The sequence below is a fragment of the Yokenella regensburgei genome (genome assembly GCF_003634235.1).
In the GTDB taxonomy this organism is placed as follows: Bacteria; Pseudomonadota; Gammaproteobacteria; order Enterobacterales; family Enterobacteriaceae; genus Yokenella; species Yokenella regensburgei.
Genome location: NZ_RBIZ01000009.1, coordinates 18,092 through 35,398 on the forward strand (window position 1 = coordinate 18,092; position 17,307 = coordinate 35,398).

Genomic DNA, 17,307 nt, shown 5'->3' on the forward strand with positions numbered 1-17,307 from the left:
AAAATAGAATTGTGCTGTATAAACGTCCAGTTTAAAAGGGATTTCCTGCGAGGTGTTACGCAAAAAAAAAGGCCGAACAGGTCGGCCTTTTCAAAGAAGGGAAAGTTACAGCAGGCGACGAGCCGCCTCGACCACGATTTTCACCGCGTGGCTTTCGGTCTTTTTCATGGTTTCAGCGTTCGGGATTTCCTGCTGGGTACGGTTGACGATAACACCCGCCACCATCCCGGCACGCAGGCCCTGGCTGGAACACATGGTCAGCAACGTCGCTGACTCCATTTCGTAGTTCATGACGCCCATAGACTGCCATTCTGCCATCGAGCCTTTGTACTGACGCACAACGCGACCAGAGAAGGTGTCGTAACGCTCCTGACCCGGGTAGAAGGTATCAGAAGAGGCGGTAACGCCAATATGGGTAGTCGCCCCGACAGATTTCGCGGCGTCTACCAGTGCGGTAGTACATGCGAAGTCGGCAACCGCCGGGAATTCCAGCGGCGCAAAGTGCAGGCTGGCACCGTCGAGGCGCACAGATGCGGTAGTCACCAGTACGTCGCCAACGTTGATGTGCGGCTGAATAGCGCCGGTGGTGCCCACGCGCAGGAAGGTGCGAATACCCAGCTGTGCCAGTTCTTCGACTGCGATAGAAGTAGATGGACCGCCGATCCCGGTAGAGCAAACAATCACTGCTTTGCCATCGAGTTCAGCGCGCCAGGAAGTGAATTCACGATGCGATGCCAGCTTAACCGGCTTTTCCATCAGCGCGGCGATCTTTTCAACACGCTCCGGATCGCCAGGGACGATGGCAAGCGTAGCCCCTTGTAAATCATTTTTGGTGAGGCCTAAGTGGAAAACATCAGACTTGGACATAAAAAAACTCCTCTGTGGTTCAGATGGTCAGCAGAAGTAAAAAGACACTTTACAGAAGCCCTGCGGGTATTTTCGTGATGGCAGTCACCATGAATGAAAAATATTACATTGAATTCTCATTAATTGGTGATTTGCATCACATTAACAAGCAATGTCGCCGGCCACTGCACAAAAGATAGCCTGTTTACGACATGATGGTTTGTTAACGTGCAGTCTATAGTTATCGATGCGCTAATTATTACAGGGTATGGAGAATGCCATGACAACACAAAAACAACCTGGATTTGCACCTGCTGCTGCGCCGCACGCTTCAACTATCGTACATACATCTGACGACGCTATCACCGCAGGCGATACATCGATTCCTTCCCAGGGCGAAAGCATGCCGGCCTGGTACGCTCGTCCAAAACACGCCGAAGGTCCGCTCCCCGTCGTTATGGTGATACAGGAAATTTTTGGCGTGCACGAACATATTCGCGATCTGTGCCGCCGCCTGGCGCTGGAAGGCTATCTGGCGGTTGCCCCGGAGCTCTATTTCCGCCAGGGCGATCCGAACGACTACGCAGATATCCCGACGCTTTTCAGCGGCCTGGTAAGCAAAGTGCCCGATGCACAGGTGCTGGCTGACCTCGACCACGTTGCCAGCTGGGCTGCCCGCAACGGTGGTGATGCCCATCGCCTGATGGTCACGGGTTTCTGCTGGGGCGGCCGTATTGCCTGGCTGTATGCTGCCCATAACCCGCAGCTCAAAGCGGCCGTTGCCTGGTACGGAAAACTGGTCGGGGATAAAACCCTTAACTCGCCAAAACATCCGGTTGATATTGCGGTGAACCTGAATGCCCCCGTGCTGGGGTTATACGGGGGGCAGGATACCGGTATTCCGCTGGATACCGTCGAAACTATGCGCCATGCGCTGAGAGCCGCGAATGCGAAAGCGGAAATCGTGATTTATCCGGAAGCCGGACACGCGTTTAATGCGGATTATCGCCCGAGCTATCATGCTGAATCGGCGCACGATGGCTGGCAGCGGATGCTGGCGTGGTTTTCGCAGTATGGAAGTAAAAAATAACAACAGGCCCGGTAAGCATAATGCCTCCGGGCCGATTCATTACGCCTGACGCAGGTTCTGCGCCGCTTTAACCATGTTAGCCAGTGCAGCACGGGTTTCCGGCCAGCCGCGGGTCTTCAGGCCGCAGTCCGGGTTTACCCACAGACGCTCCGCCGGAATACGCTGGGCCGCTTTTGCCAGCAGGGCTTCAATCCATTCCACGCTCGGAACGTTCGGAGAGTGGATGTCATACACGCCCGGTCCAATCTCATTCGGGTATTCGAACTCTTCAAATGACTCCAGCAGCTCCATGTCAGAGCGCGAGGTTTCAATCGTTATCACGTCGGCATCCAGCGCGGCGATGGAATCCATGATGTCGTTAAACTCGCAATAACACATGTGGGTGTGGATCTGGGTTTCATCCTGCGCGACGGCAGCGTTGATGCGGAAGGCTTCAACGCCCCACTGCAGATACGCATCCCAGTCGCTGCGCTTCAGCGGCAGGCCTTCGCGCAGCGCCGGCTCATCAATCTGGATGATACCGATACCTGCCGCTTCCAGATCGGCCACTTCATCACGCAGGGCAAGGGCAATCTGTTTAGCGATGGTTTCACGGCTGACGTCTTCACGCGGGAAGGACCAGCAGAGAATGGTCACCGGGCCAGTCAGCATGCCTTTTACCGGTTTGTCGGTCAGCGACTGAGCGTACTTCGCCCACTCTACGGTGATAGGTGCCGGGCGGCTGACATCACCAATAACCACCGGCGGTTTCACGCAGCGGGAGCCGTAGCTCTGCACCCAACCGTTCTGGGTAAAGATAAAGCCGTCGAGGTGCTCACCGAAATACTCCACCATGTCATTACGTTCGGCTTCACCGTGTACCAGCACGTCCAGCCCCAGGCGCTCTTGCTCCACAATGGCCTGCTTGATGTGCTCAGCGATACCGGTGCGGTAGTTGTTGGCATCCAGATTTCCCTTTTTGAAATCCAGACGCAGGCCGCGGATCTCAGTGGTCTGCGGGAAAGAACCAATCGTCGTGGTCGGCCACGCTGGCAGGTTAAAGCGCGCACGCTGTGCTTCAGCACGCACCGGGTAGGCATTCTCACGCTGGCTGTCCTGAGCGGTAATCGCTGCCAGACGTTTTTCTACCGCCGCGTTGTGCACACGAGTGGAGTGACGGCGAGCCTGAATCGGGGCGCTCCACGCCACAATTTTGGCGGTATCGCCGCTGTTCAGCGCATCGCGCAGCAGCGCCAGCTCTTCACATTTTTGCAGAGCGAAGGCAAACCAGCTCTTCACCTCTGCATCCAGACGTGTCTCAACGCTGAGATCGATTGGGCTGTGCAGCAGCGAGCAGGAAGAAGCCACCCACAGAGCGCGCAGGCCTACGATATCCTTAATTTGTGCGTATTTTTCACTCAGATCGGCGCGCCAGACGTTACGACCGTTCACCAGACCCGCGGAGAGTAGCCAGTCGGCAGGCAGACGGCGATGCAGCTCGGCCACATCATCTTTACCGTGCACCAGGTCAACATGCAGTCCCTGTACCGGCAGCGCGGTGATGGTCTCCAGATTTGGCGTAACGCCTTCAAAATAGGTGGTCAGCAGCAGCTTAACCGGGCCGTTCAACGCGTCATAAGCCGGTTTGAACGCCGCAAGCCACGCCTGCGGCAATTCCAGCACCAGTGCGGGTTCATCAATCTGCACCCACTCGATACCACGCTTTGCCAGCTCCGCCAGAACCTGCTTGTACACCGGCAGAATGTCGTTCAGCAGGCTCAGACGGTCAAACTGCTCGCCCTTCACTTTACCCAGCCACAGATAAGTGACAGGCCCCAGCAGCACCGGTTTTACCTTGTGCCCGAGCGCCAGCGCTTCGTCCACTTCATCCAGCAGTTGGGTCCAGGTCAGTTTGAACTGCTGACCTTTGGTGAACTCCGGCACCATGTAGTGGTAGTTGGTGTTGAACCACTTGGTCATTTCCGCTGCGGCCGCTGGTTCACCAGTAGGTGCACGACCACGCCCGATACGGAACAGCGTATCGATATCGACTGAGCCGTCGTTGTTCTGATGACGAGCCGGCACATTACCCAGCAGCAGGCTGGTGGTCAGAACATGGTCGTACCAGGCGAAATCGCCGACCGGCAGCAGATCAACACCGGCCTGCTGTTGCTGTTGCCAATGACGGGCGCGCAGTTCGCGACCGGTCGCCAGCAGTTCTTCACGAGTTGAATTCCCCGCCCAGTAGCTCTCTTGTGCTTTCTTCAGCTCGCGACGCAGGCCAACGCGAGGAAAACCGAGGGTGTGATTAATAATTGTCATGGTATGCCTCTCAGAGAAATTTCAGTATTTAGACGTCTGGATGTTTACACATCTATAATTGGCAGTTACTGTATATTCCTCAAGCGCAATTTGTTCATGCCGAAGTGAAGGACTTTCATGATCGAGATAAAACACCTGAAAACGCTGCAGGCGTTACGGAACACGGGCTCACTCGCTGCCGCTGCGGCGACGCTACACCAGACTCAGTCCGCCCTTTCCCATCAGTTCAGCGATCTGGAACAACGCCTTGGCTTTCGGCTGTTTGTGCGTAAGAGTCAGCCGCTGCGCTTTACACCGCAGGGTGAAATTCTGCTGCAGTTGGCGAGTCAGGTACTGCCGCAAATCAGCCGGGCGCTTCAGTCCTGCAACGAGCCACAGCAGACCACCCTGCGAATTGCCATCGAGTGTCATAGCTGTATTCAGTGGCTGACCCCGGCGCTGGAAAACTTCCGCCACCACTGGCCGCAGGTCGAGATGGATTTTAAATCCGGCGTCACCTTCGATCCGCAGCCTGCGCTCCAGCAGGGCGAGCTCGATATCGTACTGACCTCAGATATTCTGCCGCGTAGCGGGCTGCACTACTCGCCGATGTTTGATTACGAAGTACGGCTGATCCTCGCGCCAGAGCATCCGCTGGCCGCAAAGACGCGCATTACGCCTGAAGATCTCGCCAGCGAAACCCTGCTTATCTATCCGGTTCAGCGTGGAAGGCTCGATATCTGGCGTCATTTCCTGCAGCCTGCAGGAGTGAGCCCGTCGCTGAAAAGCGTGGATAACACTCTGCTATTGGTGCAGATGGTGGCCGCCCGCATGGGGATTGCGGCACTGCCGCACTGGGTGGTGGAGAGCTTTGAGCGCCAGGGTCTGGTGGTAACCAAAACCCTGGGCGAGGGATTGTGGAGCCGGCTGTACGCCGCCGTGCGCGACGGCGAACAGCGTCAGCCGGTAACAGAAGCCTTTATTCGTTCAGCGCGGAACCACGCTTGCGATCATCTGCCGTTTGTGAAGAACGCGGAGCGACCCAGCGGCGATGGACCCACAGCGAAGCCAGTATCACCGTTCCACCAATAATGAAGCTCGGCCAGTGGGGCTGAACCTGCCAGATAGCGAGGTTGACCAACAGCCCTGCCGGTACGTGCACGTTATTCATGATACCGAGCGTACCGGCATCCACCTGGGTTGCACCGTAGTTCCACATGAAGTAGCCGAGCCCGGATGCCACCACACCCAGCCACACCAGAATGCCCCATTGCAACGTGGTCGTGGGTAATTTCTGCGGATCCCCCAGCGCAAACCAGGCCACCACCGCCACCAGAAACGCGCCAAGGTAGAACCAGGCAAAGGCGTTATGCTGCGGCATCGGGTGAACTTCCATCAGACGCTTGTAACCCACCATGCCTATCGCAAAGCTGATGTTCGCCAACTGCACCAGCATCAGCCCGGTCCAGAAGTGATCGCTCACTTTGTCATAACGGATAATCGCCGCACCAACCACCGCCAGCAGCGCGCTCAGCGCATAGCCCCAGCGCAGTTTGCGCTTACTCAACAGATCGTAGATAAGCGTGATGTACAGCGGTGTCAGCACAGTGAACAGCAGGAATTCTGACACCGTCAGGTAGAGATAAGCCCGGAAGCTGAACAGGTACATGATGCCCAGCTGTAATGCGCCCACCAGCATATACAGGGCAATGGTTTTCAGCGTTTGCCCACGAGGACGCAGGAACGGCAGGAATACCAGCGCCGCCAGACCAACGCGCATCAGCACGGAAAAATAGCTGTCGACATGTCCGGCGAGGTATTCGCCAATCAGGCTAAAGGAGAAGGCCCACAGGATCGTGGTGATGATGAGTAACGCCACAATGAAAGTCTCTCAGGAAGATGGAGAGATAGTGTAGCGGACATGAAGGTTGACGACTGGTTAATAATAACCCAGTCGTCAGGTTATTTATCAGAGATACATCTTGCGCAGATAATGCGCTACCGCATCATCAGCGTTGGAGCCAATCACTTCCAGCTCCGGGTGCAGGTCTTTCAGACGCTGGTGAGCATTCTGCATAATGCAGCCTTTGCCCGCCATCGACAGCAGCTCAGCATCGTTCATACCATCGCCGAAGGCGATGCAGTTTTTCAGACCATAGCCCATCGCTTTCGCCACGGCTTCCAGCGCGTGGCCTTTTGATACCCCGCCCGCCATCACTTCAAGACAGGTTACGGTAGAGAAACTAACGTTCACGCGATCGCCCCAGCGGGCGTTGATCGCCTGCTCCAGCGGCAGCAGCGTTTCGTGATCCTGACAGGTGAAGAAGACTTTACTGATGCCTTCCGGCTCCAGCAGACCCGGCTCGTAGAGTGAGTAATTGAACACCGCTTCTTTGAAGAAACGCATCTCTTCCGGACGATGGCGGTTCATGAACCATTCGTCATCGCGATAGACGTTGGTCACGATATCCGGGTTGTTGTGCACTACGCCAAACAGGTCAGCGGCGATATCACGATCCAGGTTATGAGAGAACACCAGGTTACCGTCGGTATCGTGTACTCGCGCACCGTTGGAGGTGATCATATAGGCTTTGATACCCAGATTATCGCGGATCTGGCCGACGTCGATGTAGTGACGACCGGTGGCGAAGACAAAGTGGATCCCCTTCTGAGTCAGGAGCTTCAGGGTTTCTTTGGTGTAGGGAGACAACATGTGATCGGGATTGAGCAGCGTGCCATCTAAATCAGACGCAACAACCTGGTACATAGGAAAATTTAACCTCTGGAGTAAAACATCATTAATCATGTCGAGAGAAAAAATCGACGATGGCATTGAGCGCGACCGAGCGCATATTGTCCTTTTCGAAAAGGATCTCATGGTACGCGCCTTCGATGACAAACGGTTTACCCCCTTCACAGGGATAACCCGCTTCGGCGCGAATTTCACAAAAACGCTCATGCATACGATTATCCACCACCCGCTCGTCCTCTGCCTGCAACAGCAAAACCGGAGTGGTGTCTTTTGCTGCCCCAGCGAGCACTTGCTCACCGGCCAGCATCCCTTCCCGCACCCAGTGCCAGGTTGGGCCGCCAACGCGCAGCTGCGGGTTGTCGGAATAAAAACGCAGATTTCGTCGATAGCGTTCTTTACTGTGCGTCAGCACGTTCATGCCATACGGCAGTGCCCGCCAGCGCCCGGTACCAATAGCATAACCCTCGCGGATCCGTTGATGCCCTTCCGCCCAGTCGAGCAAATGGCGCACCATCCAGTCCGGGAGGCGAATGATAATGCCGAACATCGGGGCGCTCAGCGCGATGGCATCGCACTGGGGCGCGTGGCGCTGTAAAAACAGCGTGGCAATCGCGCCGCCCATCGAATGCGCCAGAATGAAGCGTTTACGCCAGTGGCCTGGGGCTACTTCCTGGTGCCAGAACGCTGCCAGATCGTCCACGTAGTCGCTAAAGTTGACGACATGCCCGCGGTGAGTATCCGACAGCATTCGCCCGGAACGCCCCTGCCCGCGGTGGTCGATAATCAGCACATCAAAGCCGCTATGGAAGAGATCCCACGCGACTTCGGCATATTTCACGTAGCTTTCGATTCGTCCAGGGCAGACTACAACCACCCGGTCATTTCCCGGCGCGCAAAAACGGACAAAACGCACCGCAACGTTATCCACTCCGGTGAATTCCGCTTCTTCTCGTTGCTGCCAGAAATCGTTCAGCGGCCCCATGGTGAATGCAGCAAACGCGTTTTCTCTTGTTTCCCAGTCATTTTGCTGACGAAACATCGGGTATCCACTCTCGCTTATCGACGTTTATCATTTTTGTTTCAGTCGATAGTACATCGCTGGAACAAAGCGTATTGTGGCATAAAAATAGTCAATCCGGGAGTTTCTCATGACCTTCGAATGGTGGTTCGCCTATCTGCTGACATCCGTCATTTTTAGTCTGTCACCAGGGTCGGGAGCCATTAATACCATGACGACCGCCCTTAACTACGGCTATCGCGGTGCAGCGGCGTCGATTGCCGGGTTGCAGACCGGCCTTAGCGTGCACATCCTGCTGGTCGGTGTGGGTCTGGGAACCCTGTTCTCACGCTCGGTGTTCGCCTTCGAAGTGTTGAAATGGGCCGGAGCCGCCTATCTTATCTGGCTCGGTATTCAGCAGTGGCGGGCGGCGGGTGCTATCGATTTAAATCAGCTGGCAAAAACGCAGTCTCGCCGCACGCTCTACCGCCGCGCGGTTTTCGTCAATCTGACTAACCCGAAGAGCATTGTGTTTCTTGCCGCACTTTTCCCGCAGTTTGTTATCCCGAATCAGCCTCAGGTTATGCAGTATGTGGTGCTCGGCGTGACGACCGTTGCGGTAGATATTATCGTGATGATTGGCTACGCGACGCTCGCCACACGGATTGCGACCTGGATCAAGGGCCCCCGTCAAATGAGGGCCCTGAATAAAGCGTTTGGATCGCTGTTTATGCTGGTTGGCGCGCTGTTGGCCACAGCGCGACATGCTTAACGGGAGAGGATCAGGTGGATACCAAAGGCGGTGAATAACGTGCCGGCGACGCCATCAATCCACTTCGCCATCCGCTGATAGCCACGGCGCATCGCTGGTAAAGCGAAGAGGCTTGCCACCACAGTGAACCAGGCGAATGTTTCCACCACAATCATCAGGAAAATACCCCAGCGCTCGGCTCCGCCAATATCGTCACCAACAAACAGTGAGAACACCGAACCGAAATAGATAATCGCCTTCGGATTTGCCAGATTGGTCAGCAGCCCTTTGATAAAGCTCCGGCCACTCTGGGCCAGCTCAACCTGCGGCGCATCGGTAGTGGGTTTCTGTTTTTTCAGCGCCCCGCGCAGCATCTGGTAGCCCATCCAGCACAGGTACAGGCCGCCGCCCACCATAATGATGTTATGCAGCCATGCCATTTTTTCGAGGATTAGGTGCAGGCCCAGCAGCGCGACGCCTGCCCAGACCATCACGCCGGCGGTGATCCCCAGCACGCCCATCATGGCTTCTTTGCGGGAACGGCTCACAGCGGTTTGCGAAACGAAAAAGAAATCCGGCCCCGGGCTCATCAGCGCAATGATGTGCACTAACGCCACGGTCAGAAATAGCATCAACATAAATAACTCGCGGGGAAATAGTTCAGTGAGTCACCATACTGGCACTTTTTTGCCCGGCTGACTACTCTTCGTCGTCACCGTCAACATGCGAGCGGATAAGCGCCATAAACTCTTTACCAAAGCGCTCCAGCTTGCGCATCCCGACCCCGTTAACGCTGAGCATGTCGCTCGCCGAAAGCGGCATCTGCTCGGCCATTTCGATAAGCGTTGCGTCGTTGAACACCACGTAAGGCGGGATGTTCTCTTCATCGGCGATAGCTTTGCGCAGTTTACGCAGCTTGGCGAAGAGCTTGCGGTCGTAGTTGCCCACCGCCGCTTTCTGCATCACGCGCGGCTTCAGAGCGATAATACGCGGTACCGCGAGCGCCAATGGGACATCGCCGCGCAGCACCGGCCGCGCGGCTTCGGTCAGCTGCAGGGCTGAATGGAGGGCAATGTTCTGCGTCGCGAAACCGAGATGGATCAGCTGACGGATAACGCTCACCCAGTGTTCGTGGCTTTTTTCACGCCCGATACCGTACACCGGTAGTTTGTCGTGGCCCAGCTCGCGAATGCGCTGATTGTTTGCCCCGCGCAGCACTTCCACCACGTACCCCATCCCGAAGCGTTGGTTGACGCGATAAATGGTCGACAGCGCTTTGCGCGCATCTTCCAGACCGTCGTACTGTTTTGGTGGATCAAGGCAGATATCGCAGTTGCCGCACGGCTCCTGCCGCCCCTCGCCAAAGTAGTTCAGCAACACCAGACGACGGCAGGTTTGCGCCTCCGCGAAAGCGCCCATCGCATTCAGTTTGTGACGTTCAATATCCAGCAGTTGCCCGGCAGGTTTCTCCTCCAGGCAGCGCCGCAGCCACGCCATATCGGCCGGATCGTAGAACAGCATCGCTTCTGCCGGCAGGCCGTCACGCCCGGCACGGCCGGTTTCCTGATAGTAAGATTCAATATTGCGCGGAATATCGAAGTGCACCACGAAGCGCACGTTGGGCTTGTTGATCCCCATCCCGAACGCCACGGTCGCCACAACAATTTGCAGGTCGTCGCGCTGGAATTTCTCCTGCACCTCGGCACGGATGTGATTTTCAAGCCCGGCATGGTAAGCCCCAGCGCTGATCCCACGGCTTTGCAGGCGGGCAGCGGTATCTTCCACTTTGGCGCGGCTGTTGCAGTAGATAATGCCCGATTTACCGCGCTGCTCCTGCACGTAGCGCATGAGCTGATCCAACGGTTTAAACTTCTCCATCAGCATATAGCGGATGTTCGGGCGATCGAAGCTGCTTATCTGAATCAGCGGATCGTTGAGCCCCAACAGGCGGACAATATCCAGCCGGGTAGTGTCGTCTGCGGTGGCGGTCAGCGCCATAAACGGCAGCGCCGGGAAGCGCTGGCGTAGCTGGCCGAGTGCGGCATATTCCGGGCGGAAATCATGCCCCCACTGAGAAATACAGTGCGCCTCATCCACCGCCAGCATCACCGGATTCCAGTGGCTGAGGTTATCGAGGAAGTTATCAAGCATCAGACGCTCGGGTGCAATGTACAGCAGACGAATTTTGCCTGTCCGACATCCGGCCATGACTTCCTGCTGCTGCTCACGGGTCTGAGTCGAGTTGAGGCACGCCGCAGCCACACCGTTGGCCAGTAGCTGATCGACCTGGTCTTTCATCAGCGAAATCAGCGGGGAAACCACTACCGTCAGGCCATCGAGCACCAGTGCTGGGATCTGGTAGCAAAGCGATTTACCGCCTCCGGTGGGCATGACCACCAGACAGTCGCGTCCTTCCAGCACGGTCTCAATAATGGTTTCCTGGCCCGGGCGGAACTGCTGGTAGCCGAAGGTCTCCTGTAAAACCTGCTTCGCCAGCGATTGTTGATTAAATACTTCCGCCTGTGCCACTGTGACCCCATTCCCCGAATTAAAAACAGGCGCTATTTTCATCGCCTACGCGCCAAACTGCAATGCTTTAGAACAGATCGTTTAGCATAACCCCAACGCCGACGCGCGTCTGGTTAAAGTTGTAATCGATAAGAGATTCACCGTAGCCGCTGTAAACCTGGGTATAAACGCGCACGTGTTTGGTCACCGGGTAACTCACGCCCAGCTCGGCGCCGCCGTAGCCGCTGTTCCAGTTGTACTGCCCCTGTGCACTCAGCACCGCATCACCCAGCTGATAGCCAATTTTGAGGCGGTAGTAGCCCATATATTTGGTGATGTCCGGATTATCGGTGGTATTGCCGATAACCATCCAGGGTTTCACTTCCACCAGCCAGTTGCCGTTTTGCGCCATCAGGCGGGTATAGAGTCGATTCCAGCTGCGCGAGGTCGGGTCAGCGCGGCCGTTTGAATCATGGTTATAACCAAACTCCACGTCACGCAGCGTCCACCCGGCAAACTGGTAGTCGGTGGCAAAACCGAGAAACAGCTGCGGCTCGTAGTTGGTTTCACGAAACGGTGCCGATTCTTTGCTGTTAGATAGCTGCCACCAGGATTTTTGGGTATAAGAGGCGCCCAGCACCGAGTTGTCTCCCAGAATGCCGCGCCACAGCGGGAACGCCAGGCTCAGCTGGAATTTCACCTCATCTTTACGCGCATGCTCCGCCCAGTCATAGCTGCGGATGGCCTCTTTATTGAGATCGCTGGTCCAGGTGTAAATCACGTAATTGCTTTCGTAGGGGTAGAGCACGAAAGGGTTGTCGTGCTCCTGAAGCATGTTCGCAATGATGCTGCCGCGCACGGCTGGGGTGTCTTTGACCGTGTTCATAGTGGCTTCCTGCGCCAGCGCCGTCAGCGGCAGTCCGGCAAGAGCAAACCACCATCCCAGAGTTTTCCTCATCAGTATTGTTCTCCTGAACTTAAGATTTTTATCACTATTTTTATTCTGGTTTCATTCTACATCGTTACGCCCTGCTTTCCTGCCCGTCGGTTCTTAAAGTGGAAAACAACAATACATAAGCATAAAATCAACATTTCATTAACCAACGGAAGGCTTGTTATGTCTGCTGAATTAACCGCGGAAGCGGCGTTAAAGATGGTGGGAGAAATTTTCGTCTATCACATGCCCTTCAACCGCGCGCTGGGGCTGGAGCTTGCCCGCTACGAAAAAGAGTACGCCGAGCTCTGCTTTAACAACCAGCCGATGATGGTCGGTAACTGGGCACAGAGCATTTTGCACGGCGGAGTTATAGCGTCAGTGCTGGATGTTGCAGCAGGGCTGGTATGTGTTGGCAGCACGCTGACGCGCCATGACACCATTAACGAAGATGAGCTGCGCCAGCGCCTGTCGCGCATGGGGACTATCGATCTGCGCGTCGATTATCTGCGCCCTGGCCGCGGTAACCGCTTTACCGCCACCAGCAGCCTGCTGCGCGCCGGGAATAAAGTGGCCGTTGCCCGTGTTGAGCTGCACAACGAAGAACAGCTCTATATTGCCAGCGCTACGGCAACGTATATGGTGGGTTGAATCGTCATTATCGAGTAAAATCCCTTCACATTTTTGCAAGGAATTTAACCGATGGATGCTAAACAAACGCGGCTGGGTGTGTTACTCGCACTCGCCGCTTATTTTATTTGGGGTATCGCACCGGCGTACTTCAAGCTGATTTACTACGTTCCCGCCGACGAAATCCTCACCCATCGTGTGATCTGGTCATTTTTCTTTATGGTGGCGCTGATGAGCATCAGCCGCCAGTGGCCGCGGGTGAAGGTCCTGCTGCAAACGCCAAAGAAAATATTCATGCTGGCGCTCTCCGCGGTGCTGATTGGCGGAAACTGGCTGCTTTTCATCTGGGCGGTGAATAACCACCATATGCTCGAAGCGAGCCTTGGCTACTTTATTAACCCGCTGGTGAATATTTTGCTCGGGATGATTTTCCTCGGCGAGCGCTTCCGCCGCATGCAGTGGTTAGCGGTGATCCTGGCGGCGTGCGGGGTGCTGGTTCAGCTGTGGACTTTTGGTTCTCTGCCGCTTATCGCCCTGGGGCTGGCCTTCAGCTTCGCCTTCTACGGCCTGGTACGCAAAAAAATCGCCGTGGATGCACAAACCGGAATGCTATTCGAAACCCTGTGGCTGCTGCCAGTTGCTGCTATTTATCTGTTTGGTATCGCCGATAGCAGCACCAGCCATATGGGGCAAAACCCGCTGTCGCTGAATCTGCTGCTGGTTGCCGCAGGCGTGGTGACGACGATCCCGCTGCTGTGCTTTACCGGTGCGGCCACTCGCCTGCGCCTTTCGACGCTGGGATTCTTCCAGTACATTGGTCCTACGCTGATGTTCCTGCTGGCGGTCACGTTTTACGGCGAAGTGCCGGGGGCAGACAAGATGCTGACCTTCGCGTTTATCTGGGTCGCGCTGGCGATTTTCGTGATGGATGCGGTGTATACGTTACGCAGGACGCGTAAAGGGCTGTAGCGTTATCAGGCCTACAGAATACGTAGGCCTGATAAGCCGTCACTCAGAGCCAGTTACGGCGTTTGAAGTAGAGATATGGCGCAAGCCCGGCGAGGATCATAAAAATAATCGCGCCGGGATAACCAAAGCTCCAGCGCAGCTCCGGCATAAACTCAAAGTTCATCCCATAGCTTGAGGCCACCAGCGTCGGCGGCAGAAACACCACGGATACCACCGAGAAGATCTTGATGATGCGGTTCTGCTCGATGTTGATGAAGCCCATCGCCGCCTGCATCAGGAAGTTCACTTTCTGGAACAGGGATTCGTTGTGCGGCAGCAGGGATTCGATATCGCGCAGGATCTCACGAGCCTGCTCCAGCTGACCCGCCGGCAGACGCGCTTTACGCACCAGGAAGTTCAGTGCGCGTTGGGTATCCATCAGACACAAACGAACCTTCCAGCCGATATCTTCCTGCTCTGCCAGCGTCGAGAGCGCATCGTCATACTCGTCGCCCTGCTGGCCTTCCATAATAACGCGGCTCAGTTTTTCCAGATCGCTGTAAATGTTTTCGATCTCATCCGCCAGCTGTTCAATTTTGGTTTCGAACAGATCCAGCAGCAGCTCATAGGCGTTGCCGTCCACCATCTCCTGGTTACGGGAGCGCATACGGTAGAGCCGAAACGCCGGCAGTTCGCGTTCACGCAGGGTGAACAGACGTCCTTCACGAATGGTAAATGCCACGGTTGAGTTACCGGCGTGGTCTTCAGCATCTTCAAAAAAGAAAAATGAGTGAATGTGCAGACCGTCTTCGTCTTCAAAGAATCGCGCGGAGGCCTCGATGTCTTCCAGTTCAGGACGGGTAGCCAGGTTCTGGCCCAATTCCGTTTGCACACGGCTTCGCTCTTCGTCGTCTGGCTCGACGAGGTCAACCCACACTGAACTTGCCAGGTGTTTGATCTCTTCCGCTTCAAGACGCGTTAAGCGATTGTTTTCCAGTTGAAATGCGCTCAGCATGACCGGGACTCCCAATGCAAAAAATTATCGGACAGTTCGGTGGGCACACAGAAACAAATGGGGTTTCAGACCATTAAGCCTGACTCAGCGCGACGGGAGTAATTCAGGTCGCTGACAACCGCTAAGGCTATCAGCATTCGAGGATAGCCTTAGGAGTTGTTCCTGGTTGACAGGAAATTGAGCCAGCATCTACTGGGTGTGTCCAAGGCGAATGTCCTCTTAGCGTAATCGTGCGCGCATGTTACGCCAGCACTAATGCAGCGTCAACATGCAACGAAACGCCAGCAGGTATAAATTCCCCTCTGGCTTATAAGGCTAGCAGATTATTACAAAATAATGATATTTTTCTGAAAGTTACACGGTTTCGAGACGGGCATAGGCTGCCACCAGCCATTTGATACCCTGCCCCTGGAACGCCACCTGCAAACGGCTGTGTTCGCCGCTGCCTTCCAGATTCACGATGGTACCTTCACCGAATTTCGAGTGGCGCACGCGCTGGCCGAGCTTGTAGCCGGTATCGTTCTCCGACATCGGTGTACCCATGCGCTGATGGCTGACCGGACGGCTCACCGTCGCGCGCAGGCGTACCTCTTCCACGCAGGCTTCCGGCAGCTCGCCGATAAACCGTGACGGCCGATGATAGACCTCTTTACCGTACAGGCGGCGCGTTTCCGCGTAGGTCAGCGTCAGCTTCTCCATCGCGCGGGTGACGCCGACGTAGGCCAGACGACGCTCTTCTTCCAGACGCCCGCCTTCATCGAGCGACATCTGGCTCGGGAACATCCCCTCTTCCATTCCTACAATAAACACCTGCGGAAATTCCAGCCCTTTTGCCGAGTGCAGCGTCATCAGCTGTACCGCGTCCTGCCAGGTATCGGCCTGCCCTTCACCCGCCTCAAGCGCGGCATGAGAGAGAAACGCCTGCAGCGGCAGCAGATCTTCATCTTCGTCGTTGTAGCTGAACTGGCGCGTTGCCGTCACCAGCTCCTCTAAGTTTTCGATTCGGGTCTGGCCCTTCTCGCCTTTTTCCTGCTCATACATTGTGCGCAGGCCGGAGTCTTTAATCACCCGGTCAGTCTGCACGTGCAGAGGCATATCGGCAGTTTCATGCGCCAGCGCATCAATCAGTTCCATAAACCGCTGGAGCGCACTGGCGGCGCGGCCTGCAAGCGCTTTCTCCTGCAGTAACTCGCGGCATGCCTGCCACAGGGTAAGCTGGCGGTCACGGGAAGTCTGGCGCACTACGTCAAGGGTGCGATCGCCGATCCCACGAGTTGGCGTATTCACCACGCGCTCAAAAGCGGCATCGTCATTGCGATTTGCAATCAGGCGCAGGTAAGAGAGGGCGTCTTTGATTTCCTGGCGTTCGAAGAAGCGCATTCCGCCATAAATACGGTATGGCATGCTCGCCTGTAACAACGCCTCTTCCAGCACGCGCGACTGAGCGTTGCTGCGATAAAGAATGGCGCATTTTTCCAGCGCTCCGCCGTTGTCCTGCCAGGTTTTAATCCGGTTCACCACGAAGCGGGCTTCGTCGAGTTCGTTGAAGGCGCAGTAAAGCGAGATAGGTTCACCGTCGACACCGTCGGTCCACAGTTTTTTCCCCAGTCGCCCGTTGTTGTTTTCAATCAGGGCGTTAGCCGCGCTCAGGATGTTGCTGGTTGAACGGTAGTTCTGTTCGAGACGAATAGTTTCCGCGCCCGGGAAATCGTTCAGGAAGCGCTGGATGTTCTCCACCTGCGCACCACGCCAGCCGTAGATCGACTGGTCATCGTCACCAACGATCATCACTTTGCCGCTGTCACCCGCCAGCAGGCGGATCCAGGCGTACTGAATGTTGTTGGTATCCTGGAATTCGTCGACGAGAATGTTGGTAAAACGCTCGCGGTAGTGCTGAAGAATATGCGGTTTATTGAGCCACAGTTCGTGCGCGCGCAGCAGCAGTTCGGCAAAATCCACCAGCCCTGCGCGATCGCAGGCTTCCTGGTAGGCCTGATACACCTTCTGCCAGGTCTGTTCGACCGGATTACCGTAGCTCTGAATATGATGCGGACGCAGTCCTTCGTCCTTCTGGCTATTGATGTACCACATCGCCTGACGCGGTGGCCACTGCTTCTCATCCAGGTTCATCGCCTTGATGAGGCGTTTCAGCAGACGCAGCTGGTCTTCGCTGTCGAGGATCTGGAAATCCTGCGGCAGATTCGCATCCAGATGGTGCGCACGCAGCAGACGATGCGCCAGGCCATGGAAGGTCCCCACCCACATTCCGCCCTGGGAAGTGCCCATCAACTGAGAGATACGATGGCGCATTTCCGCCGCCGCTTTGTTGGTAAAAGTCACCGCCATAATGGAGTACGGCGAGCAGTTTTCTACGCTCAGCAACCAGGCGATGCGGTGCACCAGCACACGTGTTTTACCGCTGCCCGCCCCGGCGAGGACCAACATATTGGTGCGCGACGCCGCCACGGCTTCACGCTGTTTGTCATTGAGGCTGTCGAGCAGGTAAGAAACGTCCATTGGCACCGCCGGAGAATATCGGGGCTCAGAGAACCCCTG

At 55.9% G+C, this 17,307-nt stretch carries 16 protein-coding genes; 5 read left to right on the forward strand and 11 right to left on the reverse strand.

Annotated features, from left to right (window positions below; translation table 11 throughout):
- Nucleotides 1-105: 105 nt before the first annotated feature.
- Nucleotides 106-867 carry a uridine phosphorylase gene (gene udp / locus C7387_RS22090; protein WP_006816590.1) on the reverse strand — a complete coding sequence of 254 codons (762 nt, stop codon included), beginning with the start codon at nucleotides 865-867 and terminating at the stop codon, nucleotides 106-108.
- Between the two features lie 259 nt (nucleotides 868-1,126).
- Here udp and C7387_RS22095 point away from each other — a divergent pair, with 259 nt between their 5' ends.
- On the forward strand, nucleotides 1,127-1,936 hold the full coding sequence (locus C7387_RS22095) for a dienelactone hydrolase family protein (RefSeq protein WP_038252953.1): 810 nt from the start codon (nucleotides 1,127-1,129) through the stop codon (nucleotides 1,934-1,936).
- A gap of 39 nt (nucleotides 1,937-1,975) precedes the next feature.
- Here C7387_RS22095 and metE read toward each other — a convergent pair whose 3' ends face one another.
- Nucleotides 1,976-4,237, reverse strand: a complete 2,262-nt coding sequence (gene metE, locus C7387_RS22100) for a 5-methyltetrahydropteroyltriglutamate--homocysteine S-methyltransferase (RefSeq protein WP_038252956.1) — start codon at nucleotides 4,235-4,237, stop codon at nucleotides 1,976-1,978.
- A 117-nt stretch (nucleotides 4,238-4,354) separates the two neighbouring features.
- Between metE and metR the strand changes: the two genes are divergently transcribed.
- Entirely contained in the window at nucleotides 4,355-5,308 is a 954-nt protein-coding gene (metR, locus tag C7387_RS22105; protein WP_006816594.1) for an HTH-type transcriptional regulator MetR, read from the forward strand.
- Here metR and C7387_RS22110 read toward each other — a convergent pair.
- The 3 genes from C7387_RS22110 to pldB all read right to left on the reverse strand — a co-directional run bounded on the left by C7387_RS22110 (nucleotide 5,196) and on the right by pldB (nucleotide 8,007).
- Nucleotides 5,196-6,095: a carboxylate/amino acid/amine transporter gene (locus C7387_RS22110; protein WP_038252962.1), complete on the reverse strand. Its 900-nt coding sequence runs from the start codon at nucleotides 6,093-6,095 to the stop codon at nucleotides 5,196-5,198. The genes metR and C7387_RS22110 overlap by 113 nt on opposite strands.
- A 90-nt stretch (nucleotides 6,096-6,185) precedes the next feature.
- A complete protein-coding gene (yigL, locus tag C7387_RS22115; RefSeq protein WP_038252964.1) occupies nucleotides 6,186-6,983 on the reverse strand; it encodes a sugar/pyridoxal phosphate phosphatase YigL in 798 nt (265 codons plus the stop codon).
- 31 nt (nucleotides 6,984-7,014) lie between these two features.
- A complete protein-coding gene (gene pldB / locus C7387_RS22120) occupies nucleotides 7,015-8,007 on the reverse strand; it encodes a lysophospholipase L2 (protein WP_038252966.1) in 993 nt (330 codons plus the stop codon).
- Nucleotides 8,008-8,116: 109 nt separating this feature from the next.
- On the opposite strand from pldB, the gene rhtB reads away from it, so the two are divergent.
- Nucleotides 8,117-8,737, forward strand: a complete 621-nt coding sequence (gene rhtB, locus C7387_RS22125; protein ID WP_120817516.1) for a homoserine/homoserine lactone efflux protein — start codon at nucleotides 8,117-8,119, stop codon at nucleotides 8,735-8,737.
- Here rhtB and rhtC read toward each other — a convergent pair.
- From rhtC to pldA, 3 genes are all read right to left on the reverse strand, one after another.
- Nucleotides 8,734-9,354, reverse strand: a complete 621-nt coding sequence (gene rhtC / locus C7387_RS22130; RefSeq protein ID WP_006816599.1) for a threonine export protein RhtC — start codon at nucleotides 9,352-9,354, stop codon at nucleotides 8,734-8,736. The two genes, rhtB and rhtC, sit on opposite strands and share 4 nt — an antisense overlap.
- Before the next feature lie 61 nt (nucleotides 9,355-9,415).
- Nucleotides 9,416-11,245 carry an ATP-dependent DNA helicase RecQ gene (gene recQ / locus C7387_RS22135; RefSeq protein WP_038252970.1) on the reverse strand — a complete coding sequence of 610 codons (1,830 nt, stop codon included), beginning with the start codon at nucleotides 11,243-11,245 and terminating at the stop codon, nucleotides 9,416-9,418.
- A 67-nt stretch (nucleotides 11,246-11,312) separates the two neighbouring features.
- The gene (gene pldA, locus C7387_RS22140) at nucleotides 11,313-12,182 is read right to left on the reverse strand and encodes a phospholipase A (protein WP_038252972.1); all 870 of its coding nucleotides are present in this window, start codon (nucleotides 12,180-12,182) and stop codon (nucleotides 11,313-11,315) included.
- A gap of 159 nt (nucleotides 12,183-12,341) precedes the next feature.
- Between pldA and yigI the strand changes: the two genes are divergently transcribed.
- Nucleotides 12,342-12,809: an acyl-CoA thioesterase YigI gene (gene yigI, locus C7387_RS22145; protein ID WP_006816602.1), complete on the forward strand. Its 468-nt coding sequence runs from the start codon at nucleotides 12,342-12,344 to the stop codon at nucleotides 12,807-12,809.
- Between the two features lie 51 nt (nucleotides 12,810-12,860).
- The gene (gene rarD, locus C7387_RS22150; RefSeq protein WP_006816603.1) at nucleotides 12,861-13,757 is read left to right on the forward strand and encodes an EamA family transporter RarD; all 897 of its coding nucleotides are present in this window, start codon (nucleotides 12,861-12,863) and stop codon (nucleotides 13,755-13,757) included.
- 43 nt (nucleotides 13,758-13,800) lie between these two features.
- Here the strand turns inward: rarD and corA are convergent, their stop codons facing one another.
- The 3 genes from corA to uvrD all read right to left on the reverse strand — a co-directional run bounded on the left by corA (nucleotide 13,801) and on the right by uvrD (nucleotide 17,268).
- Nucleotides 13,801-14,751 carry a magnesium/cobalt transporter CorA gene (gene corA, locus C7387_RS22155; RefSeq protein ID WP_006816604.1) on the reverse strand — a complete coding sequence of 317 codons (951 nt, stop codon included), beginning with the start codon at nucleotides 14,749-14,751 and terminating at the stop codon, nucleotides 13,801-13,803.
- Between the two features lie 149 nt (nucleotides 14,752-14,900).
- Complete coding sequence (gene ysgD / locus C7387_RS23425; RefSeq protein ID WP_350338171.1) at nucleotides 14,901-14,957, reverse strand: YsgD/CorL family protein; 57 nt, start codon at nucleotides 14,955-14,957, stop codon at nucleotides 14,901-14,903.
- Between the two features lie 148 nt (nucleotides 14,958-15,105).
- Entirely contained in the window at nucleotides 15,106-17,268 is a 2,163-nt protein-coding gene (uvrD, locus tag C7387_RS22160; RefSeq protein ID WP_038252974.1) for a DNA helicase II, read from the reverse strand.
- Between the last annotated feature and the right edge of the window lie 39 nt (nucleotides 17,269-17,307).

Bases quoted from the DNA above. Each gene is read 5' to 3' on its own strand.
- udp (WP_006816590.1), bottom strand. From the start codon at position 867: ATGTCCAAGTCTGATGTTTTCCACTTAGGCCTCACCAAAAATGATTTA.
- C7387_RS22095 (WP_038252953.1), top strand. From the start codon at position 1,127: ATGACAACACAAAAACAACCTGGATTTGCACCTGCTGCTGCGCCGCAC.
- metE (WP_038252956.1), bottom strand. From the start codon at position 4,237: ATGACAATTATTAATCACACCCTCGGTTTTCCTCGCGTTGGCCTGCGT.
- metR (WP_006816594.1), top strand. From the start codon at position 4,355: ATGATCGAGATAAAACACCTGAAAACGCTGCAGGCGTTACGGAACACG.
- yigL (WP_038252964.1), bottom strand. From the start codon at position 6,983: ATGTACCAGGTTGTTGCGTCTGATTTAGATGGCACGCTGCTCAATCCC.
- pldB (WP_038252966.1), bottom strand. From the start codon at position 8,007: ATGTTTCGTCAGCAAAATGACTGGGAAACAAGAGAAAACGCGTTTGCT.
- rhtB (WP_120817516.1), top strand. From the start codon at position 8,117: ATGACCTTCGAATGGTGGTTCGCCTATCTGCTGACATCCGTCATTTTT.
- rhtC (WP_006816599.1), bottom strand. From the start codon at position 9,354: ATGTTGATGCTATTTCTGACCGTGGCGTTAGTGCACATCATTGCGCTG.
- pldA (WP_038252972.1), bottom strand. From the start codon at position 12,182: ATGAGGAAAACTCTGGGATGGTGGTTTGCTCTTGCCGGACTGCCGCTG.
- yigI (WP_006816602.1), top strand. From the start codon at position 12,342: ATGTCTGCTGAATTAACCGCGGAAGCGGCGTTAAAGATGGTGGGAGAA.
- rarD (WP_006816603.1), top strand. From the start codon at position 12,861: ATGGATGCTAAACAAACGCGGCTGGGTGTGTTACTCGCACTCGCCGCT.
- corA (WP_006816604.1), bottom strand. From the start codon at position 14,751: ATGCTGAGCGCATTTCAACTGGAAAACAATCGCTTAACGCGTCTTGAA.
- uvrD (WP_038252974.1), bottom strand. From the start codon at position 17,268: ATGGACGTTTCTTACCTGCTCGACAGCCTCAATGACAAACAGCGTGAA.